This window comes from Gracilibacillus sp. Marseille-QA3620 (genome assembly GCF_054950035.1).
The window spans coordinates 1,765,001-1,790,747 of sequence record NZ_CM143102.1 but is presented as its reverse complement, the minus strand read 5'-3'; the positions used below and the strand labels follow the sequence as shown (position 1 = coordinate 1,790,747).

General features: G+C 42.2%; 25 protein-coding genes, 2 rRNA genes and 1 pseudogene (1 of these 28 only partly in view). 6 read left to right on the top strand and 22 right to left on the bottom strand.

Features of this window, described 5'->3' with window-relative positions:
* Positions 1–152: 152 nt before the first annotated feature.
* The 3 genes from ACY8DX_RS09095 to ACY8DX_RS09085 all read right to left on the bottom strand — a co-directional run bounded on the left by ACY8DX_RS09095 (position 153) and on the right by ACY8DX_RS09085 (position 2,844).
* On the bottom strand, positions 153–623 hold the full coding sequence (locus ACY8DX_RS09095; RefSeq protein WP_462406622.1) for a GNAT family N-acetyltransferase: 471 nt from the start codon (positions 621–623) through the stop codon (positions 153–155).
* A 513-nt stretch (positions 624–1,136) separates the two neighbouring features.
* On the bottom strand, positions 1,137–2,111 hold the full coding sequence (locus ACY8DX_RS09090; protein WP_462406621.1) for a peptide ABC transporter permease: 975 nt from the start codon (positions 2,109–2,111) through the stop codon (positions 1,137–1,139).
* Positions 2,104–2,844, bottom strand: a complete 741-nt coding sequence (locus ACY8DX_RS09085; protein ID WP_462406620.1) for an ABC transporter permease subunit — start codon at positions 2,842–2,844, stop codon at positions 2,104–2,106. Before ACY8DX_RS09085 ends, ACY8DX_RS09090 begins: the two co-directional genes overlap by 8 nt.
* Positions 2,845–3,275: 431 nt before the next feature.
* On the opposite strand from ACY8DX_RS09085, the gene ACY8DX_RS09080 reads away from it, so the two are divergent.
* Both ACY8DX_RS09080 and ACY8DX_RS09075 read left to right on the top strand, forming a co-directional pair.
* Positions 3,276–3,716, top strand: a complete 441-nt coding sequence (locus ACY8DX_RS09080; RefSeq protein WP_462406619.1) for a cell wall hydrolase — start codon at positions 3,276–3,278, stop codon at positions 3,714–3,716.
* Positions 3,717–4,120: 404 nt separating this feature from the next.
* Positions 4,121–4,945 (top strand): annotated as a pseudogene (locus tag ACY8DX_RS09075) (IS110 family transposase); the annotation flags it as partial.
* Between the two features lie 57 nt (positions 4,946–5,002).
* Here ACY8DX_RS09075 and ACY8DX_RS09070 read toward each other — a convergent pair.
* From ACY8DX_RS09070 to ACY8DX_RS09030, 9 genes are all read right to left on the bottom strand, one after another.
* Positions 5,003–5,572: a hypothetical protein gene (locus ACY8DX_RS09070; protein ID WP_462406618.1), complete on the bottom strand. Its 570-nt coding sequence runs from the start codon at positions 5,570–5,572 to the stop codon at positions 5,003–5,005.
* Between the two features lie 169 nt (positions 5,573–5,741).
* Complete coding sequence (locus tag ACY8DX_RS09065; protein ID WP_462406617.1) at positions 5,742–6,998, bottom strand: hypothetical protein; 1,257 nt, start codon at positions 6,996–6,998, stop codon at positions 5,742–5,744.
* Positions 6,999–7,063: 65 nt separating this feature from the next.
* Positions 7,064–7,213, bottom strand: a complete 150-nt coding sequence (locus ACY8DX_RS09060) for a hypothetical protein (protein WP_442853818.1) — start codon at positions 7,211–7,213, stop codon at positions 7,064–7,066.
* Positions 7,214–7,229: 16 nt separating this feature from the next.
* Complete coding sequence (locus ACY8DX_RS09055; protein WP_462406616.1) at positions 7,230–7,361, bottom strand: hypothetical protein; 132 nt, start codon at positions 7,359–7,361, stop codon at positions 7,230–7,232.
* Positions 7,362–7,386: 25 nt separating this feature from the next.
* Positions 7,387–7,836, bottom strand: coding sequence for an NUDIX hydrolase (locus ACY8DX_RS09050; protein ID WP_331456709.1), 450 nt, complete (start codon positions 7,834–7,836; stop codon positions 7,387–7,389).
* Positions 7,837–7,879: 43 nt separating this feature from the next.
* Entirely contained in the window at positions 7,880–8,674 is a 795-nt protein-coding gene (locus ACY8DX_RS09045) for a hypothetical protein (RefSeq protein WP_462406615.1), read from the bottom strand.
* A 136-nt stretch (positions 8,675–8,810) separates the two neighbouring features.
* Positions 8,811–9,179: a hypothetical protein gene (locus ACY8DX_RS09040; protein ID WP_049671174.1), complete on the bottom strand. Its 369-nt coding sequence runs from the start codon at positions 9,177–9,179 to the stop codon at positions 8,811–8,813.
* A gap of 14 nt (positions 9,180–9,193) precedes the next feature.
* The gene (locus ACY8DX_RS09035) at positions 9,194–10,273 is read right to left on the bottom strand and encodes a toxic anion resistance protein (protein WP_049671175.1); all 1,080 of its coding nucleotides are present in this window, start codon (positions 10,271–10,273) and stop codon (positions 9,194–9,196) included.
* A 24-nt stretch (positions 10,274–10,297) separates the two neighbouring features.
* Complete coding sequence (locus ACY8DX_RS09030; RefSeq protein WP_049671176.1) at positions 10,298–11,098, bottom strand: hypothetical protein; 801 nt, start codon at positions 11,096–11,098, stop codon at positions 10,298–10,300.
* Between the two features lie 180 nt (positions 11,099–11,278).
* On the opposite strand from ACY8DX_RS09030, the gene ACY8DX_RS09025 reads away from it, so the two are divergent.
* Positions 11,279–11,575: a hypothetical protein gene (locus ACY8DX_RS09025; protein ID WP_049671177.1), complete on the top strand. Its 297-nt coding sequence runs from the start codon at positions 11,279–11,281 to the stop codon at positions 11,573–11,575.
* Positions 11,576–11,611: 36 nt separating this feature from the next.
* Here the strand turns inward: ACY8DX_RS09025 and ACY8DX_RS09020 are convergent, their stop codons facing one another.
* On the bottom strand, positions 11,612–12,289 hold the full coding sequence (locus tag ACY8DX_RS09020) for a DUF1919 domain-containing protein (protein ID WP_462406614.1): 678 nt from the start codon (positions 12,287–12,289) through the stop codon (positions 11,612–11,614).
* A gap of 240 nt (positions 12,290–12,529) precedes the next feature.
* The gene (locus tag ACY8DX_RS09015; protein WP_462406613.1) at positions 12,530–13,096 is read right to left on the bottom strand and encodes a VanZ family protein; all 567 of its coding nucleotides are present in this window, start codon (positions 13,094–13,096) and stop codon (positions 12,530–12,532) included.
* Between the two features lie 329 nt (positions 13,097–13,425).
* On the opposite strand from ACY8DX_RS09015, the gene ACY8DX_RS09010 reads away from it, so the two are divergent.
* On the top strand, positions 13,426–13,668 hold the full coding sequence (locus ACY8DX_RS09010) for a PspC domain-containing protein (RefSeq protein WP_049671180.1): 243 nt from the start codon (positions 13,426–13,428) through the stop codon (positions 13,666–13,668).
* Positions 13,669–13,857: 189 nt separating this feature from the next.
* Here ACY8DX_RS09010 and ACY8DX_RS09005 read toward each other — a convergent pair whose 3' ends face one another.
* From ACY8DX_RS09005 to araB, 6 genes are all read right to left on the bottom strand, one after another.
* Entirely contained in the window at positions 13,858–14,877 is a 1,020-nt protein-coding gene (locus ACY8DX_RS09005; protein WP_462406917.1) for a serine hydrolase domain-containing protein, read from the bottom strand.
* A 198-nt stretch (positions 14,878–15,075) separates the two neighbouring features.
* Entirely contained in the window at positions 15,076–16,044 is a 969-nt protein-coding gene (locus tag ACY8DX_RS09000) for an ABC transporter permease subunit (protein WP_462406612.1), read from the bottom strand.
* Positions 16,041–16,826 carry an ABC transporter permease subunit gene (locus ACY8DX_RS08995; protein WP_462406611.1) on the bottom strand — a complete coding sequence of 262 codons (786 nt, stop codon included), beginning with the start codon at positions 16,824–16,826 and terminating at the stop codon, positions 16,041–16,043. The genes ACY8DX_RS09000 and ACY8DX_RS08995 overlap by 4 nt, the downstream gene beginning before the upstream one ends.
* 600 nt (positions 16,827–17,426) lie before the next feature.
* Positions 17,427–18,911, bottom strand: coding sequence for an L-arabinose isomerase (gene araA, locus ACY8DX_RS08990; protein ID WP_462406610.1), 1,485 nt, complete (start codon positions 18,909–18,911; stop codon positions 17,427–17,429).
* Positions 18,912–18,938: 27 nt separating this feature from the next.
* A complete protein-coding gene (gene araD / locus ACY8DX_RS08985; RefSeq protein WP_049671184.1) occupies positions 18,939–19,646 on the bottom strand; it encodes an L-ribulose-5-phosphate 4-epimerase in 708 nt (235 codons plus the stop codon).
* Between the two features lie 29 nt (positions 19,647–19,675).
* Positions 19,676–21,361 (bottom strand): ribulokinase, encoded by a 1,686-nt coding sequence (gene araB / locus ACY8DX_RS08980; RefSeq protein ID WP_462406609.1) that lies wholly within the window; start codon positions 21,359–21,361, stop codon positions 19,676–19,678.
* Positions 21,362–21,623: 262 nt separating this feature from the next.
* On the opposite strand from araB, the gene ACY8DX_RS08975 reads away from it, so the two are divergent.
* Together ACY8DX_RS08975 and ACY8DX_RS08970 are read left to right on the top strand one after the other, a co-directional pair.
* Complete coding sequence (locus ACY8DX_RS08975; protein WP_462406608.1) at positions 21,624–22,310, top strand: CoA transferase subunit A; 687 nt, start codon at positions 21,624–21,626, stop codon at positions 22,308–22,310.
* Complete coding sequence (locus ACY8DX_RS08970; protein ID WP_462406607.1) at positions 22,307–22,948, top strand: 3-oxoacid CoA-transferase subunit B; 642 nt, start codon at positions 22,307–22,309, stop codon at positions 22,946–22,948. The genes ACY8DX_RS08975 and ACY8DX_RS08970 overlap by 4 nt, the downstream gene beginning before the upstream one ends.
* A 1,139-nt stretch (positions 22,949–24,087) precedes the next feature.
* Here ACY8DX_RS08970 and rrf read toward each other — a convergent pair.
* Positions 24,088–24,204, bottom strand: a 5S ribosomal RNA gene (gene rrf, locus ACY8DX_RS08965).
* A 68-nt stretch (positions 24,205–24,272) separates the two neighbouring features.
* A 23S ribosomal RNA gene (locus ACY8DX_RS08960) occupies positions 24,273–25,747 on the bottom strand (it continues 1,461 nt past the right edge of the window).

The following is a 25,747-nucleotide window of genomic DNA, read 5'->3' as shown; positions in this document are numbered from 1 at the left end:
CTACAATTTTCTGTATGGTCTTAGCTGACACTCTGTTTGGCTCATTTTCTATCGTTGTTCGAAAGAGATAGACAATCACCAAAGAATGAACGGTAAAACCTGTGTGAAAAATGTCTATATACCTCCCAAAAATACGATACAAGCAGCCTCCATCATCTTTTTACCATTGTCATAAAATCCGCTCGGTCACTGCTAAATTCATCCTCCCGAATAAACCCGAGCTTTCCATATAAATGAATGGCTCGCTTGTTGAACGTCGCGACGGTTAAGCGGATTGGAACATCTTCGTGTTTCTCCTCTAAAAATCTCAGGATAAAGGAGCAAAACGCATATCCCATTCCCTTCCCAGTAAGGCATGGGTTCATTCCTAATCCCATATCCACCAAACCTTCCTCATAGACACCATATTGATGGCCAATCGGAACTTGAGCACTTGCACCGGTGCAAAAGTAACCCATTAATTGTTGACAATCATCCACAATGGCATAGTACGAGCCGCCAATCAGCTCCCTCATCCCTTCCTCTGACCGTTTATTATTATAAAAATCATACGGCTTCTCATATTTCCAGGAAAGAATATCGTCAGCCCTTTCAGCGGTAAGCTTGTCAATAAACATGTTCATCTGTTCTCCCTCCAAAACCGCTCTTCTGATTCGTCTTCTATGATTAATAACGTGAAATATGGATTCCAAAGAATGAGGAAGCGATACACCTCGGTCTTACCAGTCCCAGTCCATCCATAACTAATATGAAAAACTAAATCCAGACACTCATAACCCTCTATTCTAAATTCACCAAATAAGACATGAATCCTTCCAAAGATCTATGCCCAGCCGATAATAGTTATTTTCACAGGAAGAAAGGCAATAAAATCTCCATCAATCCAGCCGCCAATAAAAGGCTGCCTAGGCTTCGAGATAACCACTTTTCACTTCCTGAAACGCCATTCCAGAGGACAATATTCACTAAGAAGAGAGCTTTTTTACTTCAGAACTAGAATCCTATCGCCATTATAAAACACCAATTAAAATACCCATAAAGATTTCGATGATTCTCGCCTCCTCCCATTGGGTTGAAGCTTTTATCGTCATACATACTAGTAAAATTGAATCTGATACTCTTTGTCTGCTGCCTTTTCAACTACTTAATTTCGAATTTCTCTTCTTAACATACTGTGTTCTTGGAACAGGCCCTCTTTTTATAGGCTGTTTAGCTATGACTTCTTTCATACCGCTTAGCATCATTTGTGCGGAGAGAATCGTTAAACCGAGAAAAAGTGTCGGTGTAAGCGGAAGCCAAGGATAGAAGATCATAAGATCGTACGTATTCCCGATTAAGCCTGACCATTCATTAGAAACAGAATGCAATTCCTCACCTACTATTAGCGAGCCTCCAAAGAAAATGCCCAACACCCCTAGATGGGCTAATACAACGAGTACTTGGATGTATTGCTGCATCAGAATAATAATAAGATTTTCTTTTAAGTGCGGCAGAATATGTACCTTTAATTTATAAAGCTTGCTGCCGCCTAAGACATTGGCCGCTTCCATAAACTCTTCATGATGTAGCTTTTTGATTTCATTAGCTTGAAAAATGGCTAATGTCGGAACAGCATAACCGGTTAATATGGCTATTTGAAAAAAGGCTCGTTCTTTAAAGGAATACTCGGAGCTCGTTGCATCAAAGATAATGACGTCAAATAAAACGTAATAGGCAACTAATGTTAACGGGATGACAGTAATAGGATCAGCCAGCTTCTCAAACCAACGGATATATTTTTGGAAATATACTCCCAAAATCGATCCTATAATCAATGAAAAGAGAACCCGTAAGAAGGCAATGGCAAAAGCGACCCCTATCGTAAATTTTGCTCCATGAATAACCATGTGCAGCCAATCCCTGCCGCCATTATCCGAACCAGCAATAAACCAATGCGTGAACGGCTTATATGGAGGCGCATCCACGATATTGGCTTGATCGTCCATATAAAGAGGCACGGTCCGGATATTACCGTCATTGAATAGTGAATTAGCCACACTCAGTACCATTAAAGTAGAGATAAAGGAGAATCCAATCATAAATGTCTTATTCTTCCCTAACCGTTTAATCAATGGCTTCCCCCCTAATGATTGCTGGAAGCAGCCATTCACAAATACGATAAAAAAGGAAGATCGGTAAATAAATCATCAGGATTCCAATTACAAAAATTTCAGGTGTTGAATTTCTTAACACAAAATAAATAATCCCGGTCATATTAAACATAAACTCCAAAATAATTAAATTGGATATCACAAACCAAATCGCTGTTTTTGAATAGTGATATAAACTGAATAAGACATTCTTCCATATATGTACATTGAAGATATACAGTGGAGTCATTCCTTTAGATACAGCGTATTCTACATATAATTTTTCTCCTTCTCTTTCAAATTGCTGGATGAGGAATTTCGTCAATAATAAGATTAAAGGAAGGCTAAGACATAGAATCGGCAGAAAGAATGCCCGGTCCTCCCCAGCTGAAGCGACATTAAATAGTAACCTATCCGTCTGCTTGTAAATAACAATCGTCAAGAATTGAAATACGATGATATAAAATATGTCAGGCAGAGACTCAATAATCGTTAAGAACCACATAATCTTTCGCTTTACTTTCTGAAAAACCAATAGAATTAGATAAGTGAATAAAAATGAGAGAATCGTTGAAATCAGAATAGATGTCATAATTAACAGGATCGTTTCCTTGTAATGAAGAAAGATTTGTGGAAAAAGGGACTTTTCTACAGTCCATCCATACGTAATATCTTGTGGGTGTAATAATGAGAGAAAGACATTTTTAATGGTCATTAAAAACTCCTTAAAGTTAAAGGAAATGCCTCTGAAGAGTGTAGGCAAGGCACTGACACAAATGATCACAAAAATCGAAATAAGCAACTCGAGGATTAAACCAGCTGTTTTTTTTAGTATGACGATAAAACCAGCCTCCTTTTCCCTAATATTGGATATATCTTTTATGATAATTATGTCGATTCCATTTGTCTATAATCTATTCAAGAAATGATGCATGGCTCAAGAGTTGGCATTATAGCTCTTAAGAAAAGGCTGTTTTCGTATAGATTGTTGCTTCTAAATAAAAACGACTAAATAGGGTTAGCTTCTTCAACAACAGAGCAGGATAGTTGAATAAAGGTATTGTAAGCATTAAAAACTAAGCGTTTTTTTATAAACAATGACATCAATGTAGGCTTTTTTTCATACTATATATTTGGGGTGAAAAAATGCCAAGAGTTCAATACCGAGAATCAGATGTTGATTTAATGGCGAGGTTAATGAGGGCAGAAGCCGAGGGTGAAGGTCAACAAGGGATGTTATATGTTGGCAATGTAGTGGTTAATCGTGCTGTAGCGAATTGTTTAGACTTTAAGGATGTAAGAACGATTGAACAAGTCGTTTATCAAGTACAAGGAGGAAATTATTCTTTTGAAGCTGTTCAAAAAGGAAATCTATTTTACCAAAGGGCGAGGCCTCAAGAAAAAAGGTTAGCAAAACAGAATTTGGATTATTGGAGAGATCAACCAGCGAAATATGCCCTTTGGTATTTTAATCCATATGCTCCCTGTCCTCCAACGTGGTACGATCAACCTTTTAGTGGTCAATATAAAAATCATTGTTTTTATGAACCAGCAGCTAATACTTGTGAAAGTGTTTATTCAGATTAGGTTGTCTAGGAGCTATTATTAATTCTGGAATTTTATTAAAATTTTGCCTTTTTAATGGTACGAATAAAACATTTTTAGTCGTAGGTTCTGGTTGGTAGCATAGAAATTTATCCAAGGATTCAATATTGTAAAATATTGCACTTAAATTAACAAGGGTTTCGTATTATATAGTTCAGCCAGAACTTTCTGGTTGAACTTTTTTTATATGGATTTAATCTATCAGTAGCCAGGGTAGAACATACGGGGGCGTGGGACATTTATCCCGTCAGCTAAACTATTCACCCCCCTACTTGTAGAAATATGTTTGAGGCTGGTTGGGACTTCGACCTCGTATAACAAGCGAAGATATAATACTACTTGGAGGTATAGGGGTTACTGGTGAATACGCAAGAGGAGGAGAAAGAATGAACCCAGTTGTGAGTATAGACGTAGCTAAAGAAGTAAGTGAAGTACAGGCTTTTTTAGATAAAGGAAAGCCTTATGGAAAGAGTTTTTCAATCAAGCATAATCGTGAAGAATTAGATGGGCTTGTAAGTTTCTTAGGAGAAATTAAATCAATGACAGGTAAGATGCCAGTGGTCATATTAGAATCAACGGGACATTATCATACTCCTATTATTCAATGCTTAGATGAAAATGATGTGCTTTATATCCTGTTGAATCCAATCATTTCTCATCAAGCGAAGAAATCAAGTTTAAGAAAGGTAAAAACAGATGCCTTTGATGCCTATCAGTTATGTACCCTTTATTACAAAGAGGATTTTGAACCTTATAAAATGAGGGGAATTCAGCTGTTGAACCTTCGTAATCTATCTAGACAACAGGAAATCGTGACGAATATGTATGTAGAAGCAAAATTGCAATTTCATACGATTTTAGACCAGATTTTTCCTGATTTCCGAAAAGTATTTGGAGATCTTTTTTCGAAAGTATCTTTATCGATATTAAAGGAATATCCAACATCGGAGAAGATTCTAGAGACGGATGAAGAGGACCTAACAGAACGAATAAAAGGCCATTGTCCAACTCGTTCTCTTCAGTGGGCAAGAGAAAAAGCAAGGAAATTAATCCATTCAGCTTCTTAAAATCCTTTTCAAAAGGTGATGTATCAAAGCCATCTCATCAATCTTAATATGTATATAGACATCCTATTTCATTACCAAGGACACCTTTCGGAATTGGAGAGCCAAATGGTATCCCTGGCAAATGAAATAGAAGAATATAAGATTAAATGTTTACGAAAACAGCCTAAGAAAAAGGGGGGAAAGCTCCCCCTTTGAATCAATCTATTGTCCGTTCAATATAAACTCCATTTGCATTTCACCGCTTGTTTCCAAACGGTCATCAAGTGCATTTAGATAAGCTTTGTTGTCTGCATCTGAAACGATATTATTAAAGTGATTTGGGTGTGCCTGCAAATAGTTTGCCCGTTCATGCACATCTGCAAATGAGGCATTTTCCCACTGTGCTTTTTCAACAGGTGTCATAGAAGCCGGATCGTTCGCTTCTTGTTCGCTTTGTTCCTGCTCTTCTTCTTCCTCAGCCTGTGCCGCTTTCTCCTTTTCTTCAGCCTCAACCTTTGCTGCTTTTTCCTTCTCTTCAGCCTCAGCCTTTGCCTTTGCTTCTTTTTCTGCCTGTTCCTTCGCTTCCTGCTCCCATTTTTCCTCATAAGCCTTTGCAATCAATTTCGGCTGCATTTCAGCGACTTCCCTTTCCACGTCCCGCATATCAATGTAATCCTGTTTATGCTGCTGCTTATCACCTTCTTCATGATCATCCTTTGCACTAGCCATACAGCCAGTCAGTATTAAGCTTGCAGAAAGGGTTAACAAACCTGCCTTTTTAATCTGTACCATCTGTATCGCCTCCCTTCAAATCCTTCCACAAGATGCCCCATGTCTATACTATCCTTCTACCCTTTGCTCTTTATTTCACAAACGTTGATTGTTTTTAATACGCAGTCTTACACCCATTCCCAAATGAAAAACCGTATCCAAACGAAATTCGAATACGGTTGTCTATCTGCTAATCTATTGGCTTTACATTCCCTGTATGGGCATTTACTTCATAATGACAATCCAATTTGCCACATAAGATATAGCCGCCTTGCTCGACATCATAAACATAACAGGGAGTCAGCTCTAGGAAGGGTTTGATTTTCTCAAATGCTTGCTCATATGTAATCTTTATTTCCTCTGACTCTCTTAAATCCATATACTCATGAAATAACCATTTATTATCGAGGTAATTCACTGCTTTATAGGTATTCCGGTCAATGAATACCTTTAGTTTTCTTTTAAACACACGCTCTTTCTGTTCTACTAAATGAATGGCTGCCTGAATATAGCCATTATCTCGGTACAGCGATTTTACTATCCATTTCCCAGAATCCTTTGCATACTCTTGGCTTAGAAATTCACGTATAGCAGCCATACATTTTTGTCTTTCTTCATCCGTGATGGAATCCAAACCAGGGTGTGGTTCGCATTGGAATGCTTGGTCTGGTGTGACCCCCTCAGTCAGCGTGATCTTTTTTCTTTGAAAAGGGGGTGAGATAGTTTGATTCCACTCTATGACTGTATTCATCTCCCATCGAGATTTCTCTAATCCTTCAAAAGGCAAGGTGTGCAAACCATCATTTTTTATCCATATTTCTTCGATGAGATAGGCTGGAACAATCCTATCTTCCTCCATATTCGGGAGTTCGATTAACCTCAATTGTTCACGAGCCAAACTCTCAACCTGCTCAAGTGTAAGGGTATAGGTTTCTTCATGCACGAGATTCTCCGAATGAAACTCGCCTATAACAGAAAAGAACGTAAGTCTCCCTTCTTCGTCAAAATGACATTCCATATAGCCTGAAGGAGATACGTCAAAGCCATTTATATATTCCTTGAAATGAATCTCTCGCTCTTCCTCCTTCCAGATTTCAAATTGCTCTCCATAGTTCAAGCCTGTTTCCTTCTCCATCCACCGAATGATTTCTTTCTTCTCATTTACATCAAACCTTATCTTCTCCGCATAGGATACTCCCCCAACAAAAATGACGCTGCGGGTCTTTTTTGAATGAATGTCTATTTCAATGCTTGCTGTCCCCTTTGGGCTATAGTCCTCATCATTCCACTCCTTCAAATGATTAGGAAACCATTCCATACTCAGTATATATTCCGTTTTATTAAAAATGGTTATGCTGCGGTAAAGATCCCAATTATGTAAATAGTAGCGATCTAAGCCATACTTGCCTTTGGTTAATTCAATTAAATCTTCAATTCTCTTATCCATCGCCATCTCCTTATATAGCCATACCATTCCTTAAAAAGCTTTGTTTGAATTAAATAGACTGCCTTTCATTCGTATCCATAAACACTGCTAATCTTGTTAAAGGGATATCCGTATAAACAATCTCTTCTATAAAATGGAGAAGCGGTGAAATCATGCCGCTTTCCATCAATAAAGTTATCATAATGCCATCCATCATTTAGATACGTTTTCTTTATGTCTCCTCCTAATTATTTATTTACCATCAATGCTGTCACTCCGCATTGCCCCCTCTGCCTGATTTTCTTCACGCCATTTCGACCATGATTGATAGAGATACTTACTAACCGTATTCGTTCGTCGAGCGCCTCTCCCATCTATACTCACCCTTCAAGTACAATGTCCGTCTCCTTCAACATCCAAAAGTTTTTAATGCTTCCTTAACCGCCCAAGCTTGATGTTCATGAAACAAATGATCAATCGCATCAACTGGGTTAACCCATATGAGGAAGTTATCCTCTTCTGTAGGTTCACATACTCGCTTACCTAATTCACCTATATAAAAAAATCCTTCACTCAGATAGTACTTATACTCATTGGTCGAATAGAAGTATCTTTGAGCACAGCCTAAAAACGGACCCAACTCAATCGCCATCCCCATTTCCTCTAACGCTTCCCTTTTCATACACTCCTCATGCGTTTCCTTATATTCGATTCCTCCTCCAGGAAGAAAACAGTTCCCATCACCTGTTTGAATGATGGCGATTTGATCCTTCTGTTCATTAAAAACGATGCCGTAAACGGCTGGTCTTCTTATGTATTCCTTATTCTCTTCTATGCAGCCAAAAGTAAGAATTTCCACCAGACTCTATCCACCTTTAACAAAATCCTTTTATGGGTTGACGTTAATCAATTTCCCAATTGACCTCTATTTTCCCTTCCAAATCATGCCCTCTGACAATTAATCGATATGTACCTTCTGATTCTGCCTGGAATTGAAAGACATCTGATTGAATGTTCGTATATTCCTCATATGTATCCGCTTGTTCTTCTATCATTTCCATCCCTACAGCCTTCCCTTTAGGGTCCAAAACATGAAACCCATGTCCTCCTTCATTGCTTTGCTCAATAGATAAATAACACGTTATTTCTTCACTCTTTTTTAATGAAATGGGAATCTCATTTCTTCCATTGAAACGCTCAAACTCCGCTGAAAATGATGAATTCGTCCTTTCTTCGGTCCAGCCTTCCTTTATCGTAAAATCGATTAATCTTATCGATAGCAGCAAAGGAAACATGAGAAGCAGAACCCATCCAATACGTCTTTTTCTAATAATAGCGTAGCTAAAAGCATAGATACAGGCACATAATGCCCCGATACTTCCAGCAATCACTGAAAAGATATTCATTCCGTAGACAGGCAAAAAAACGATGAATCCCGCTAAAGCATGCAAAAGAATACTTGTTTGGAATGTGACCCTTATCCACTTATAGGTCACGAAATCAATCAGCATTGTCACGATTAAAGCATATCCGCCTATCAGCCCCCATAATGTTAAATCTGACAGGTATTCTGTAAAATCATATAAATCAAACCCGCTTGCCAATAGGAGATATAAACACATAAACACTAGCAGTGAACCAAGAGCTGCTAGTTTATTTAGTAGATAGACTCCTAGATTCGTCCATTTTATTCCCAAAACCATCCCCCACAATGTCTGTTTTTTACACAATCAACCTAATTATACCATTTACTGTAACGAACATTCTGCGCAATAACCTGACCAACCCCAAATAAAAAACGTATCCGAACCAAAATTCGAATACGTTTTCCTTCTAATAATAAATCTTCTTCACATTGCCGTTATGCTTTTGAAAATGCTTATTATAGGCCACTAGTGTCGCGATTGTGGCAATCGGATAGATGAACACAAGTGAGCTGTAATGGGCATAATCATAAAAGTTGAAATGGAACAGCAGGTAAGCGAATGTGTGTATAACAAACATCCGCAACTTTAGTTGATGGCTTTCCTTGATGTTCAGGAAGAACAGGCCGAGCATCAAAATGGTGATGCTTAGCACCATGATGCTGTAGGAGGCCATAAACATAGCCCAGTTCTTATAGAACATGACAGGAATCGTGCCGATAAAGATGAGGGTGAAATAACACCCTAGCAGCATTAGTGAGTATTTGACATATTTCATGGAGCTGTGCCCCCTTATTGGTTAAGCAGCTTGGTACGCATTTCTCTGTTCATGTCATCGAGCTTTGCGACAAATTCCTTGCTGCTTGAAATGATTCTTCGGCTGGAAGCCTCTTGTGTTTCAATCGCCGAGTAAATATCTTGGTAGGCCTTTTGCAGCTTTTCCAAGGAGACGGATGGGTTCTCGAGCAGTTTCGTTGTCTTCTCCGTATTGTCCTTGAGCATTTGCGCATTGGCCATGATCATGTTTTCGGTTGCCTCATTCACATCATTGATGGCTGTGATGATTTTTTGTTGGTTTTGAAGGGCCAAATGAATCGCTGATGTGACCGGCGCCAAGTTCTTGGTCGTATCAATCGCATTGCGGATGGCTTCCTTCAGCTTGTCGTTGTTCTTCTTGATGATATCAACGGAAGCAAGTGATTGCTGAAGCACGTTCACCATTGAGCTCATGTTTTTCGTCCGGACAATGATTTTCTCCTGTGCTTCATTGACAATTTGTGTCTTTCCTTGCCAATCAGGCTCGTTCCGTTTATCCTCTATCATTTGGAAGAGGTTCTTGCCCATGAAGATTTGCTTCTCAAGCAAATAGATCTTGTCATGGACATCCTTTTTGATGACTTCAAGCTCCGCGTTGTCTTCTTGGAGCATATCGCGTCCGCGAAGCAGGGATTGGACAATCTCGTCAATGTTCTTTTCGACGGATTGATATTTCGCCACATATTTATCCGTGGACTTCCTGCGCATGAACTTTGGCATAATCTTTGCTAAGCCCTTTGCCTCCAACGAATTCGGGTTTAATTCATTCACCGCTTCACGAAGCTTGAGTAAATTATCCGGAATCCCGTGGCTGTCATCATTATCCATCATATCCTTCACCGGACGGCGAAGGCTGTTTAAGGATTCCCCGGCAAGGCGCTGTTCATTGCCGCCGAAATTATTCAGCTGCTCAAGAATGGCGTCCACCTGAGAAGAATCGGTATCATTAATCTTTTGGACGACATCATTCGCTTCATCATTCAGCTTTGCCATATCCTCTGGCTTGATGACGGATTCAATCACTAATTCATCCATATCTCGTGTTTGTTCACTCATTCCTTCTACTCCTCTGATTCTAGATTATTGATCATATCGTTCATCAATGGTTGATAACGTCTTCTTCAAATCAAATTCTCTCGATGTATCAATATGCCGGCGAATCTGGGTAATCCGCTCTTGAACCGTGATCAGGCGATTTAACGTATCGTGCTCGAATTTCTCCTGCTGCTTCCGCTCAAGCTCAGCGAAATCATCCAAGAGCTTGCGAAGATCCCTGATAATCGTTTCTTTCACTTGATATTGATAGTCAACATCCGCAATCTCATCAAAATGCTCAAGCAGATAGGCTAGTCCGGGAATGATTTGGGTAAAGGCATGATCGATTGGCGATGTTAGGCGATTCGCCTTTCTCGCTTCTTCCAGCTCATCAATCAAGGAGGTAAAGTCATTATTGTCTAAATAAACCTTTGTCGCTTTCTCCGGCTGGAAGTTAACAATGGCCCATTTCAGGAACTGTTCAATATGCTCCCGGTCTTTTGCATTTTTCACGATGCTTTCAGAAATGGTTTTCTCCGTAAATAGACGTGTTCTCGTGTCAAAACGGACATCCAGCAAAGGCTGATGGGTTTTCTGCCTTTGGGCGCTGATTGTTATATAATCAGGACCTGCCAGCACATTAATCGCATTTGGTCCGGACTCATATACATAATGCGCATACCGGTCATCAAGCTGCGTACACACAAATTGATCTTTTTCACTCTTTTTCACTAGTTTTTTCATGACATTCGCGATTCGGTCCTGCTTCGGCTCACCCGATTTAGCGTCCTGAAGCAATACGGCCGTCGTAGCTCCGACCAAACCGAGAAGGATAACATAAAACATCAGAGTCACCCCTTTCTAAGGCTATTTTATCATACTATCTATACGTTCAAACAGAGCATTGGTTTCAAAATATCACTGGAAAGACTTTCGTATTGAAGGTTAGGCAAAAACTTGTCATCGAAATAGAAGAACGGATATAGTACGATTAGAGTAGAACAACTACTAAAGGGAGGCAAATGAATGAACGATTTTTTCTGGATTGGCCTCGGCCTTGCCGCATTAGGGTATTTCATTGGTGAAGGCCTGCGTAATTTTAGGGGCTCAGGGAATCCATGGGGTGATTCCTTCGATGACGAAGAGCCTCTCATGATCAAGAAAAAGGATTTACATTATTACATAGGCATTAAAAAAGAGGATGTTGATGCATTCATTGCCAAGTATCCAGCCATTCCGCATATTGTCCTAAATGGAAATACATACTTCCCGCATAAAAAATTATTGGAATGGATGGAATCAGACGACTTGTCCAATGACTAAATGAAAGCCCATGCTCCGAGTTGCATGGGCTTTCATTCAAAAGGACGTTCGCTCATAATGCCAAAACGGATTATTCTCATGCGGGATTTTCTTGACAACCTTTCCGTGATTCAGCCATTCAGCTAAATCAAAATATTTATGATAGTCCCCCAGCTCGTTCTCAAGATCTGTCGCGACCTTTTGTTCGCTGAAGTAAACGACACTATCCAAATGCCCTAACGGCTTTGCCGTAAAGCAAACCTTATTCTCAAAAGGCAGCGCATCAAACCGCTTAATGCATTCCTCCGTGCAATGATACTGATCACTCAGCTTAATGAATAGGTTATCCCAATTCATCCGGTCAACCCGTTCATTCCACTTCTCTAACGCTTCCTGCCTGTACCGGTATTTGATAAAATGAATCTCAATATCCCCGCCCAATAGTCCAATCGGATAATTCTCCTCACGCCACCCGTATTTCGAGTAAAGGGTAAACTTCAGCCGCTGACTCATATAATACTGGAAATTCTCCAAAAGGCGTATATAATCCGGCGCATAAATATACATCCCAATAAACGGGCTCTTGTACTCCATCCCTAAATCTCGATAGACTTTCTCTCCCCATTCATTATTAGATACAATCGTAATATCCTGGTTCGTCACGTCATTTCTTAAACGGGAATGAAAAAGTGCACTCGAGGCTTTATGAAAGAACCCTTTCATACTCTTAGCCATCTGAACCACCTCTTCTCCGTAGCATCTTCTTACCATATACTATGCATTTCATGCACAACCTGTTTACCATTTACCAAACTAGCTCAATGAATAATCTGAAAATATCGAATCTTATATATTTATTATACAATAAAAACGGTATCCCCATAAAATATACATACCCTGTTTTTCGTGGGAATATTGGAAAAGTAAGGACGCTGTATGAAAAAGCCGCCACCTATATAGGAAGCGGCTATCCCTTTATTCCATTACCCCCTCTAAACGGATAGATGCCATTCTATAGAAAACCCATGAATGATTAGCGACAAACAACAATCCAAACAGGGCTATAAAACAAATCGTACCGATTAGTGCGAGAATCGTCAGTATTTTATTCGTATTCCTTTTCGTTATCCATTTATACAGCAAGGAATAAATACCTATCCCAATTACGCCGCCCAATGTATTCCCTAAAAGATCCGTTATATCGGTTCCGCCTATCGCAAAAATAAACTGAATGATTTCAAATGAAAAACTGATAGCAGCGATAAGAATGAGGTTCTTGATCAATCTCCATTCTGGCTTGACCATACATAAATAAAGGCCAAACGGCACAAAAATGACTATATTATTGATAATCTCACTAAGATCCAGTCGATCATTCGTTATAACGGACCCGCCAAAAGAAATGAAGTTCATCCCTCTAAACTCAGGTAACTCCTGAAGCGATAAAGACATTTTAAATAATATAATCCATATCAAAGCGAGCAAATAAATAACGAACAAACCCATCGTTAATGGGTGCTGATTTCCTTTTGTTTTACTCATATTAGGTTCATCCTCCGTTTCTCCATAACGGTGTATTACACGCATAATACACCTGATAAATGCACTATATAGTTCGTACACTTTTTTGTCAATGAATAGGAGCAGCAGCAGCTGAGTCAAGCATTGGATATGAATATTCCAGTCTTTCATCTAACCAATAAACAACAATCACGAGTATCATGAATATTTTTATCCCTTTCCTGCTTCCTCCTTAGGTAATGAATTTTTGGATTCCTGAATATACTGGAGTAATAAACATGAGTACCATTTGCTCGCTTGACCTTTCTGCATTTCGAAGTATTTCCCCAATATTCAGCTGGAGGTGTTAGATGGATAACAAGAAACTGTACAGGTCCAGAACGAATATCGTCTTATCAGGCGTATGCGGCGGATTATCTGACTATCTAAAAATAGATGCAGTTATCGTTCGATTAGGATTTGTCCTATTGGCCTTGTTGACCGCCATTATTCCTTGTCTTATTTTGTATATATGTGCCATGTTCCTTATTCCCGAAGAAGATCATCGAAGCCCTGCAGATTTAACAGAACCTGAGGAGCAATCAAAGGACTAATTCTCTTGAGTTAGCCTTTTTTTGCTTTGCCATTTCATCCACACAAGAAAAGACTGTCATTTTGACAGTCTTCATTTTTTATTATTTAGGATAAAGAGTGAAGCACTTCTATTCTACATTAGTGTCTCATGTAAGCTACGCTGTCGCTACTTTTCATTTAAAATGGCACATCATCCTTCCATAACCTAATCATTCAAAGCTATGTGAATGATAGACCTCACCAATAATCCCTTCTAATTGATGAACGCCTTGATCCGTATTTGTCATGATGATTAACCCGCTTCCCAATCGAGGATACGCCACTAACATGCATTGAAATCCCACTCCCCAGCCTAATGATGAAACTTCCTCCCCATCAAGAAAAACCCCTAATCCTGTCCATTCCTTACAGCCTTGTGGGGTTATCATTTCGTTTACTTGATTCGCTGAAATGCCCACTTTACTTTCCTTCTTTAGAGCGTTCATTACATCTAAGACGAACAGCGCTAAATCTGAAGAAGTTGTCCATAATCCAGCCGCAGCGGGATAAGGGTACATGGGGTATTTGCGATCGACTGAACTCCCATCTTTCGTATGTCCACAAGCGATATTTTCTCCTAATTTAATTGGTGTATATGTACTATTCATCATCTTCAACGGACGGAAAATCAGCTTCTCCATGACTCTTTCAAAAGGCTCTCCAATCACATCCTCTATCAATTGCTGTATAAGGCAAAAGCCTGCATCCGAGTATTGAAAATCACTCTCTGGTTCGTACTTTACTTCTATACGTTCCTTACAATAAGACGTCCTTCCAGATAATAGATTAACCATCGAAGGAATCCCCTCATTGGGATCAATTGCCCCAAAACTATTCGGTGGATCGACAATGCCAGATTGATGACTAAGCAAGCTTCTTAATGTCACTTTTTTATAGGCGGTAAAAGGATTCTCTGGGATTTTCCACGATGTCAGCCGATGGTTGACGTCTTCATCTAAATCCAGCATGCCTTGTTCTGTTAATTTCATTACTAAGAAGGCCGTTAGAAACTTACTGATTGAACAAGCATTGAAAATAGCGTTACTGTCCACCTTTTTATTGCTTCCTACTTCTAATAGACCATAATGATTAACCTGTACAATATGACCACGATGGATGACAGACATACTTAAACCAGCTACATGCTCATGCTTCATTCGTTCATTTATATCTATATAGGCATTAGCCATCATAGACCCCCTGTTTCTTATTCGACTCGCATTTCGCCCGCTCTTCTCCACTCAGGCATAACCCTTCTCTCTTAAGGGGAAATTCCACACTAATTGCTCCTGGCACCCTAAAAAAAGCCGCTCTCTAAGAGACGCTTCCTTTTACCTAATCTACCTAAGTTAGTTGTCCAGATGTTTAAGAATACTTATTTAGTAAATTCACCTTTCTCTTTGCAGTAATCGCTTATATTGAATTCCATTATTGGTTTCCTGTCTAACTTGTTTATCAATACCATCTCTCATCATATTTAATACGAGGATAGACAAAGCAAACATAACCATCGGAGCTGTAATTATCCAAGGAGCTGTCCAAATTTTATTTCGATCTATTCCGATTAATCCTGACCATTCATTACTTAAGGAAGTGATTATTGTCGTATCAGTAAACATATCATAACTTATTATACTTCCCCCAATAATTAGAGAGAAAAAGCCCATTTGAACGAGTAACATCATCAACTGAGATGATTGTTGGATAAACAATAAGACCAATTTTCGTTTCATATAAGGAAAGACATGCTTACGTATCAAGTGCCATTTAGAAGCCCCTAACACTTTAGCGCTAATGATATAGTCTTTTCTTAAAAATAAACGCACCTCTTCACAAAGGTAAACCGAAAACGTTGGTAAAAAAACCATCACTAAGACTAACATTTGATAAAAAACAGCCTTTATCATGTTTCCCCCAAATAATTCAATGTTCGTAAACAAAGGGTAAGAAAATACAAAAACCCATATAATTGGCGGAATGTAGTAAAATACCGCAAAACATTTTCTAATCCAGTCTGATAGCCTAGGTTCATAGACCGCTAATATTAAGCCTATTATAGAAGAAATAATCATTTGCATGGTAACTGTAACAAAGACAATAATCAGCGTATATTTCGCACCATCCAATACTTTTTCTCCTAATGATACACCCGAACTATCTGATCCAAAAGGTGGTTTCTCGATTGGTGAAAAAGGGGCTTTTCCTACTAGTTCACCTTGATCATCATACATTAGCAAATTAGAAGCGTTACTAGTTTGGTCACCGTATATCGTATAAAGGAAGCTGCCAATTATCAAGAAAACAAAAAAGAAAATCCCGGCCCACAAACGTTTTGATTTCCATACCTTCGGTGTCATGAGGTGAATACCCCCGTTGTTTTGCCTATGTATAATTCGAAGATGGCAAATATGATATAAAAGGGAACAAACAACATGAGCACCCATAAAATCAAGATACCTGGCTGGATTAATGCATCATTTAAAATGAACGTCATAAAGCCATTAATATTTGACAGCCCTTCAACAACAAATAAAGTAGACAACATAAACAATAGAATGGTTTTACTGTGATTTAAAATATGCAAAAAAATGTTCCTGAACATATGTTTTAATAAAATCGTCCGCATTCCTATTCCTTTGGCATAAGCATACTCAACATACGATTGCTCAAATTCTTCCTCTAAATATAAGATCATCATTTTATAGATCATTATGGCTGGAATAACTGTAAGACTGACTAGCGGAATAAAATATGCACGTTCATCACCAAATGCATATACATTCGTTATCTCAACCCCTGTCAGTTTAAAAATCTGCATGATCAACAATTGAAGAATAAGAACGACCATTACATCTGGAACTGACTCCATCATTCCCAAAATCGCTTTGCCAACTCTTTGCATTTTTGCTGATAGAAAGGTATATAAAAAAACCAAACCAACAGCCGCAGCCAATGCAATGAAAAACCCTATTGCCAGTAACTCCATTGTATATATGTATTTTTCCCATATAGCGGGAAATAAAGGTCGTTCTGCTCCTGTATTTTTTGAGAAATACATCATCTGATTAGGACTTAATAGTTGAGAAATGATATCCTTTATTGAATATGATGATCCTTGACCTGCAGCAGACTTATCCATTTTAAAAGGTAAGTAACAAATTAAAAAAATCACAAACAAACTAATCGTTAATTCTACGCATTTCTTCCATAGAAACCGCCTCATTATACAGCCCTTTCTTTTATATAGGTAATTGATTCGAATCTTTCAATCTACTGTTTGAATATTAGAAAAACAATGAATACTACAGTCTACCAATTGATAGTTAACAGGTTATATGTTGGAAGAAAAAATACATAACCTATTTCCATAATGGTGTTTAAAAGAAACATTATGGCTTCAACCTAACCCCCCCATCAGCTTAGCTACGGTCCTCCTTTTTAATATTATTAACCATATTTTAACATCTTAAGATAGATACTCCAATAAGGGTTCTGCCAGTTAGACAATAACAGCCAAAGTTAATCTTATAAACGTATTAGGGTTTTAGGATATTTATATGGAAAGAATAAACCTTTTTCAATGAGCTTATCTAACAATTAGTAGAATTAAATAAAAGCAAAGCACCCCAAAATGTTAGAATTTTTGACTCTAACTTTTGGGGTACATTTTATTCCTTTTTGGAGCTGTTTTTTCCTATTAGAATAAATAAAGCATTAACAACAATCCTACGATACAGCCTTATTTGTAAACAACATCATTCCATCTCAATTCATTCACAAATGCATGCTTATTCGTCTCCTGATTAATGACGACACATTCTATTCCCACAAGCTCCGCAAAGTCACGCAGCTGTTCAGTCGTGACTTTATAGGAAAATAGTGTGTGATGGGCCCCTCCGGCAAGGATCCAGTTTTCTGCTCCTTCATTTAAGGAAGGCTGCGGGCGCCAGAGGACACGGGCGACTGGCAGGTTCGGCATGTCAATCTCAGGCTCGATTGCATCCACTTCGTTGACGATGAGGCGGAAGCGATGACCAAGGTCCACGATGGAGGCATTCAAGGCTGATCCGCTCTTCCCGTTGAAGATCATCCTGGCTGGGTCTTCTTTGCCGCCAATCCCAAGCGGATGTACAGCAATCGTCGGCTTGGTCGCCGCAATGGTCGGACACACTTCAAGCATATGTGCCCCAAGGACCATCTCATTGCCTGGCTCGAAATGATACGTATAATCCTCCATGAAGGATGTATCCTCCCCATCAGCAATGATCTTGCCAAGACGAACGAGCGCTGCTGTTTTCCAATCCCCTTCACCAGCAAATCCGTAGCCCTGCTCCATCAATCTTTGTACAGCAAGCCCAGGCAGCTGCTTCATGCCATGCAGGTCTTCAAATGTTGTCGTGAAGGCCGTATAGCCTCCTTTTTCAAGGAAGGATTTCAATCCAAGCTCAATCTTTGCCTGATATCGAATGGAATCTCTGATGAACCCTTCGCTTTGTCCTTCTGGAACGATGCTGTATGTTTCCTCATATTCCTTCATAACGTCATCCAGCTGCTCCTCAGTCACTTGATTCATGCTGTCAACCAAGTCCCCGATTCCATAGCCGTCAACTGTCCAGCCAAGCTTGATTTGAGCCTCAATCTTGTCTCCCTCTGTCACGGCTACATTACGCATATTGTCGCCGAAGCGAGCCACCTTCAATTGCTTACTCTCTGAGAAGGCAACAGCTGTTCTCATCCAGCTGCCAATCTTTGTTTTCACTTCTTCACTATCCCAATGACCGACAACGACCTTGCGCTTTATTTGCAGGCGGCTGCCCATGAAGCCGAATTCACGGTCGCCATGTGCGGACTGATTGGTGTTCATGAAGTCCATATCAATCCCGTTCCATGGGATATCCCGATTAAACTGTGTGTGAAGATGGAGAAGCGGCTTTTGCAGCGAAGCAAGACCCGCAATCCACATTTTTGCCGGGCTGAAGGTGTGCATCCAGGTCACAATTCCAGCACAATTCTCATCTGCATTCGCCTCAAGCGCCAATCGTCTGATCGAATCGGCCTCCTTCACGACATCCTTGAAGACTAGGCGGTAGGATAAAACAGAATCCTCATCGAGCGATTCAACGATTTTCTTTGTGTTCGCTTCTACCTCTTTTAATGTCTCTTCTCCGTACAAGTTTTGACTGCCGGTCACAAACCAAAATTCATAAGGCTTCACTGTTAACATAGTCTCATTCCCCCATCAATGTCATTATTAGTTCCTTGCTGCCTTCTGCCCGTAATAGGCGTTCTTTCCATGCTTGCGCAAGTAATGTTTATCCAGTAAATACTGATCGATTGGCTGTGCATTCGGGTTTAATTGATAGGTCTGCAGGGCCATCTTCGCCACTTCCTCGAGCACGACCGCATTATGAACAGCCTGCATTGCATCCTTCCCCCATGCAAATGGTGCATGTCCTGAAACGAGTACACCTGGCATGGCGACAGGATCAAGCCCTTTGTTTCGGAACGTCTCGATGATGACGTTTCCTGTCTCAAGCTCATAGCCGCTCGTGATTTCCTGCTCAGTCAATATGCGGGTGCAAGGAATTTCCCCATAATAATAATCCGCATGGGTTGTCCCAAGAGGCGGAATCGGGCGCGCTGCCTGAGCCCAGCTTGTCGCCCATGGCGAGTGGGTATGTACGATGCCGCCAATTTCACTGAAAGCTTTGTAGAGCGCCAAATGTGTCGCTGTATCAGATGACGGCCGCAGGCTCCCTTCTATCACTTCTCCATCCAGATCGACGACAACCAGGTCATCTGCCTTCAGCTCCTCATATGGCACCCCGCTCGGCTTGATGACGACCAATCCTTCCTCCCGGTCAATCCCGCTCACATTTCCCCATGTAAATGTCACCATCTTGTACTCAGGCAATAAGAGATTCGCCTTAAGCACTTGCTCCTTCAATGAATCTAGCATGAACAGCTCTCCCTTCCCCTCTGATTCTCTTAAACGGCTGCAATCGGTTTTCGGCTCGCCTTTTTAATGGCTTTTAATTGCTTCATGACGTTATTTTCCCCGCGGCCAAAATAATCATAGAGACGCGTGTACTCCCCAAATAGCTGCTTGTATACAGCTGCATCCTCCTTATTTGGACGATAGACAACATCCTTTAATCGGGCCATTTCCTTAGCTGCTTCTTTAATGTCATCATATCCGCCGCGCTCCTTGCCGGCTGCAACCGCTCCAAACATGGCAGAACCTAGCGCCGGCGTTTGTGAGGAGGCGGAGATGCGAATCTCCATATCCAGTACATCTGCATAGATTTGCATCATCAGAGCATTCTTCTCAGCAATGCCTCCGCATGCATATACCTCATGAATAGGAACCCCGCTGTTTCGGAACGCTTCAACGATGGTTCTTGTTCCATAAGCCGTTGCCTCAATCAACGCACGATAGATTTCCTCTGGCTTCGTCTGCAAGGTCGCACCAAGCAGGACACCAGTCAAATCCACATCCACCAACGTTGAACGATTTCCGTTCCACCAGTCAAGCGCTAATAAACCGCTTTCACCAACTGCCAGCTTGCCGGCTTTTTCCGTTAAATATTGATGAATGTTCATGCCAAGTTTTTCTGCTTCCTCCTGGCAGGCCTTCGGTACGCAATTTTCCGTGAACCATTCGAAGTGGTCGCCCACGCAGGATTGCCCGGCCTCATAGCCCATGAATCCTGCAATGACACCGTCCTCCACGACTCCGCACATGCCCGGAACCATTTTTTCCTCCTCCCCAAGGAGGATATGGCATGTGGACGTTCCCATGATCATGAGGAGCTTGCCTGGCTCTGTGATTCCAACAGCAGGTGCGGCAACATGGGCATCCACATTAGCAATGGCAACGGCTGTGCCCGGCTTCAACCCTGTCAGCTCGGCCGCCCAGTCTGTCAGCTCCCCGGCCTTCTCGCCAATCGCATAAATATCACGAGACAATTTCTCCTCCACCACATTCTCCAGTCGCTCATCAAGCGCCTTGAAGAAGTCCTTTGCCGGATAGCCGTCTTGCTTATGCCAAATGGCCTTGTATCCGGCTGTACAGCTGTTTCGCTTTAATGCGCCTGTCAGCTGAGAGACAACCCAGTCTGCCGCTTCCACGAATTGGTCCATTTCTTCATATACATCCGGCGCCTCATTGGCAATCTGCCATAGCTTAGGGAACAGCCATTCTGAGGAAATCTTACCGCCATAACGCTGCAGGAAGGCATCCCCGCGTTCATCCGCGATTTCATTCAAGCGGTTCGCTTCCTCCTGTGCTGCATGATGCTTCCATAGCTTGACGTAGGCATGCGGGTTGTTTTTATATTTATCCGTAAAGCATAGAGGGTTTCTGTTCTCATCAATCGGTAATACCGTACATGCGGTAAAATCAATCCCAATCCCAATGACATCCTCAGCTGAAATGCCGGCTTGGTTCAGCACAGCTGGAATCGTGCTTCCCAATACCTCTAAATAGTCTGCTGGATGCTGTAAGGCCCAATCATGTTCCAGGCGCGTCACGCCATCCGGCAAAAATTCATCCATCACACCGTGTGAATACGCTTTCACAGAAGTCGCCACTTCGCGACCTGTTCCGATTTCCACCAACACCGCTCTTCCTGACTGAGTCCCGTAATCTACCCCAATTGCATATTTAGCCATCTGTTCTCCAGCTCCCCTTCAATTAAAAATTATCCGTACAAGCAAACCTGTTAACTCTCGTATTCTACAATTGAACAAACAAATATATTCCAAGTTATCCGTATAACCACATCTAAATTTTAGCATTAATGAACAATTTTTCAAGATAAATATGTATTTTCTTATAATTTTTATGAAATTCACGTCATAACTTATACATACAAGTTTGTTATTGCTTATTTTCAATCAGCCTGCATATAGATTAAGAGAAAGGAGTTATGCTATGTCTAAATTAAAATCGAATGCCAAAGAAGCCCTCCACCCCTTACAATCCGGGCATACAATCCTTGTCGGAGGCTTCGGGCTAATTGGCGCACCACTGACCTTGATTGATGAACTGACCAAAACAGACGTTAACAGCCTGACCGTCATCAGTAATAATCTCGGCGAATCTGGCAGAGGATTGGGGATTGTTCTTAATCAAAACAAAATCACAAAAGCCATCGGCTCTTATTTCACCAGTAATCGCGATGTCGGTGATAAATACCTCAAAGGCCAACTAGAGATCGAGCTCCTCCCACAGGGCACCTTATCTGAATCGATCCGAGCAGGCGGTGCAGGGCTGGGTGGTTATTTCACTCCAACGGCGGTTGGCACGAAGCTCGCTGAAGGCAAGGAAGAACGCATCATTGACGGCAAGTCTTATATTTTCGAAAAAGCACTGCGCGGTGACATCGCCTTTATCCGGGCCCATAAGGCTGACACACTCGGAAACCTGACCTATTATAAAACCGCCCGTAATTTCAATCCTGTCATGGCGACTGCCGCCAAATACGTCATAGCAGAGGTGGATGAAATCGTCCCTGCCGGACAATTGGACCCCGAATCCATCATTACCCCTCATCTCTATATTGATGCCATCATAGAGGCACGCTATATTCTGACGAAGGAAGGAGTCGTTATCAGATGAGCCAGCCGAATCAATCCTCCCGCCTTATTGCTAAACGGGCAGCCAAAGCCCTGGCAGGAAGCAGAATTGTAAACCTTGGGATCGGTATCCCCACCCTTGTGGCTGAATACATAGGTGAAGATACTGCTGTTTGTCTACATACAGAGAACGGCTTATTAGGGGTCACGAAAGCAGCGGCGGAGGAAGTGGATCTAAATTTAGTCAATGCCGGGAAACTCCCCGTCGGACAAGGAATTGGGTCAAGCTTCTTTCATAGTGCCGATTCTTTTGGAATGATTCGAGGCGGCCATGTCGATGCTGCTGTATTAGGCGCCTTGCAGGTCGACCAAAGCGGACGAATTGCCAACTGGGCTGTTCCGGGTCAAAGCATATTGGGTGTCGGCGGTGCCATGGATTTGCTGGCGGGGGCTAAGTCCGTCATTGTCACGATGACTCATACAGCAAAGAATGGGGCCAGTAAAATCGTCAAGGAGTGCAGCTATCCCCTCAGCGGGCGGCGAAGTGTGGATTTAATTGTGACAGATTTGGCGGTGTTTGAAGTCAGCAAAGGCAGCCTCCACTTGGTAGAGCTGATGCCAGGGGCCAGCTTGCAGATGGTGCAGGAGCGGACAGAAGCGGACTTTGTCAGTGATTTATGAGAAACTAGAATCTAGGTTAAGCTGGAGCTCATTTTGAATGGGATCCGGCTTTTTTGCTTCATCCGATTTTTAGGTGGTGAGAATTTTTTATCTGATGCCTGCGCATGAAATAAGGGTAGTCTTTTCATCTCCAGAGGTTACGCCCATAAAGCCCATACCATATTCTTATCGCCCATAGGCTAAATGCTTCGCCCATAACCTTAGTTTTCCGCCCTTAAAATTACCTGTTCGCCCTTAAGCATAGCGATTTCGCCCTTAAACCATGATACATCGCCAGATTTTCTCCCTTAAAGAGGAGGAATTCGCCCTTAAAACTTCAAATCAGGGAAATGAGAGATAAAAAATAAAACCCATCCATCCTCTGACCATCAAAAATGACAAGCTAATGTGTTTTTTAGAAGATATTTTGCCTTTTTTCTTAATAATCTTTTAAATATAACCCTCTAGGACGCCATTTTAATATTCCTGCAACTCCATGATGCCCTGAAAACACAAAAAAACCAGCTCACTATTGAACTGATTTCGCTTGCCCAGCAGCGTTCTACTCTCACAGGGGGCGCGCGGCCCCAACTACCATCGGCGCTGAAGAGCTTAACTTCCGTGTTCGGAACCCGAACGGCGATAAGCGGCGGACCTTAGCTTCGGCCGCACTCGTTCAGTCCAGTGCGTACACCGTACATTCCGGGCTTCTCTCACTTGCCTTCTGGATCTCCTTGCTTCTCCCCAATCGGGGATGCCTGCTGCCAGTTCGGATAGGCTTCATCAACTTTTATATTCTCTTTCGGGAAAATATAAAACACAAAAAAACCAGTTCACTACTGAACTGGTTTCTGCTTGCCCGGCAACGTCCTACTCTCACAGGGGCGTGAGCCCCAACTACCATCGGCGCGCGAGCTTAATTTCCGTGTTCGGAACCCGACCGGCGATAAGCGGCGGATTTCGGCGTCGGCCGCGCTCGCTCAGTACTCATGTACATCGTACATTCCGTGCTTCCCTCACTTGCCTCCTTGACCTCCTTGCTTCTCCCCAATCGGAGATGCCTGCTGCCAGATCGGATAGGCTTCATCAACTTTTATATTCTCTTTCGGGAAAATATAAAACACAAAAAAACCAGTTCACTACTGAACTGGTTTCTGCTTGCCCGGCAACGTCCTACTCTCACAGGGGCGTGAGCCCCAACTACCATCGGCGCTGAAGAGCTTAACTTCCGTGTTCGGAATGGGAACGGGTGTGGCCTCTTCGCCATCGTTACCGGACTTATAAAAGAATGTTGAATCATTCTTTCAAAACTGGATAATGTTTGTTTGGCATATGCGTTTTGTTCTTGGTTAAGTCCTCGAACGATTAGTATCCGTCAGCTCCATGTGTCGCCACACTTCCACCTCGGACCTATCTACCTGATCATCTTTCAGGGTTCTTACTAGCTTGCGCTATGGGAAATCTCATCTCGAGGGGGGCTTCATGCTTAGATGCTTTCAGCACTTATCCCGTCCGCACGTAGCTACCCAGCTATGCTCCTGGCGGAACAACTGGTACACCAGCGGTGCGTCCATCCCGGTCCTCTCGTACTAAGGACAGCTCCTCTCAAATTTCCTGCGCCCACGACGGATAGGGACCGAACTGTCTCACGACGTTCTGAACCCAGCTCGCGTACCGCTTTAATGGGCGAACAGCCCAACCCTTGGGACCGACTACAGCCCCAGGATGCGATGAGCCGACATCGAGGTGCCAAACCTCCCCGTCGATGTGGACTCTTGGGGGAGATAAGCCTGTTATCCCCGGGGTAGCTTTTATCCGTTGAGCGATGGCCCTTCCATGCGGAACCACCGGATCACTAAGCCCGACTTTCGTCCCTGCTCGACTTGTAGGTCTCGCAGTCAAGCTCCCTTGTGCCTTTACACTCTGCGAATGATTTCCAACCATTCTGAGGGAACCTTTGGGCGCCTCCGTTACTCTTTAGGAGGCGACCGCCCCAGTCAAACTGCCCACCTGACACTGTCTCCCACCCCGGTTCAGGGGTGCGGGTTAGAAGTTCAATACAGCGGGGGTAGTATCCCACCGACGCCTCCACCGAAGCTGGCGCTCCGGCTTCAAAGGCTCCTACCTATCCTGTACAAGCTGTACCAAAATTCAATATCAGGCTGCAGTAAAGCTCCACGGGGTCTTTCCGTCCTGTCGCGGGTAACCTGCATCTTCACAGGTACTATAATTTCACCGAGTCTCTCGTTGAGACAGTGCCCAGATCGTTACGCCTTTCGTGCGGGTCGGAACTTACCCGACAAGGAATTTCGCTACCTTAGGACCGTTATAGTTACGGCCGCCGTTTACTGGGGCTTCAATTCGCACCTTCGCTAATGCTAAGCGCTCCTCTTAACCTTCCAGCACCGGGCAGGCGTCAGCCCCTATACTTCGCCTTGCGGCTTCGCAGAGACCTGTGTTTTTGCTAAACAGTCGCCTGGGCCTTTTCACTGCGGCTCACCTGGGCTTTGACACCCTGGTGAGCACCCCTTCTCCCGAAGTTACGGGGTCATTTTGCCGAGTTCCTTAACGAGAGTTCTCTCGATCACCTTAGGATTCTCTCCTCGCCTACCTGTGTCGGTTTGCGGTACAGGCACCTTCTTCCTCGCTAGAGGCTTTTCTTGGCAGTGTGGAATCAGGAACTTCGGTACTCTAGTTCCCTCGCCATCACAGCTCAGCCTTGTGTGATGAGCGGATTTGCCTACTCATCGGCCTAACTGCTTGGACGCGCATATCCAACAGCGCGCTTACCCTATCCTACTGCGTCCCCCCATCACTCAA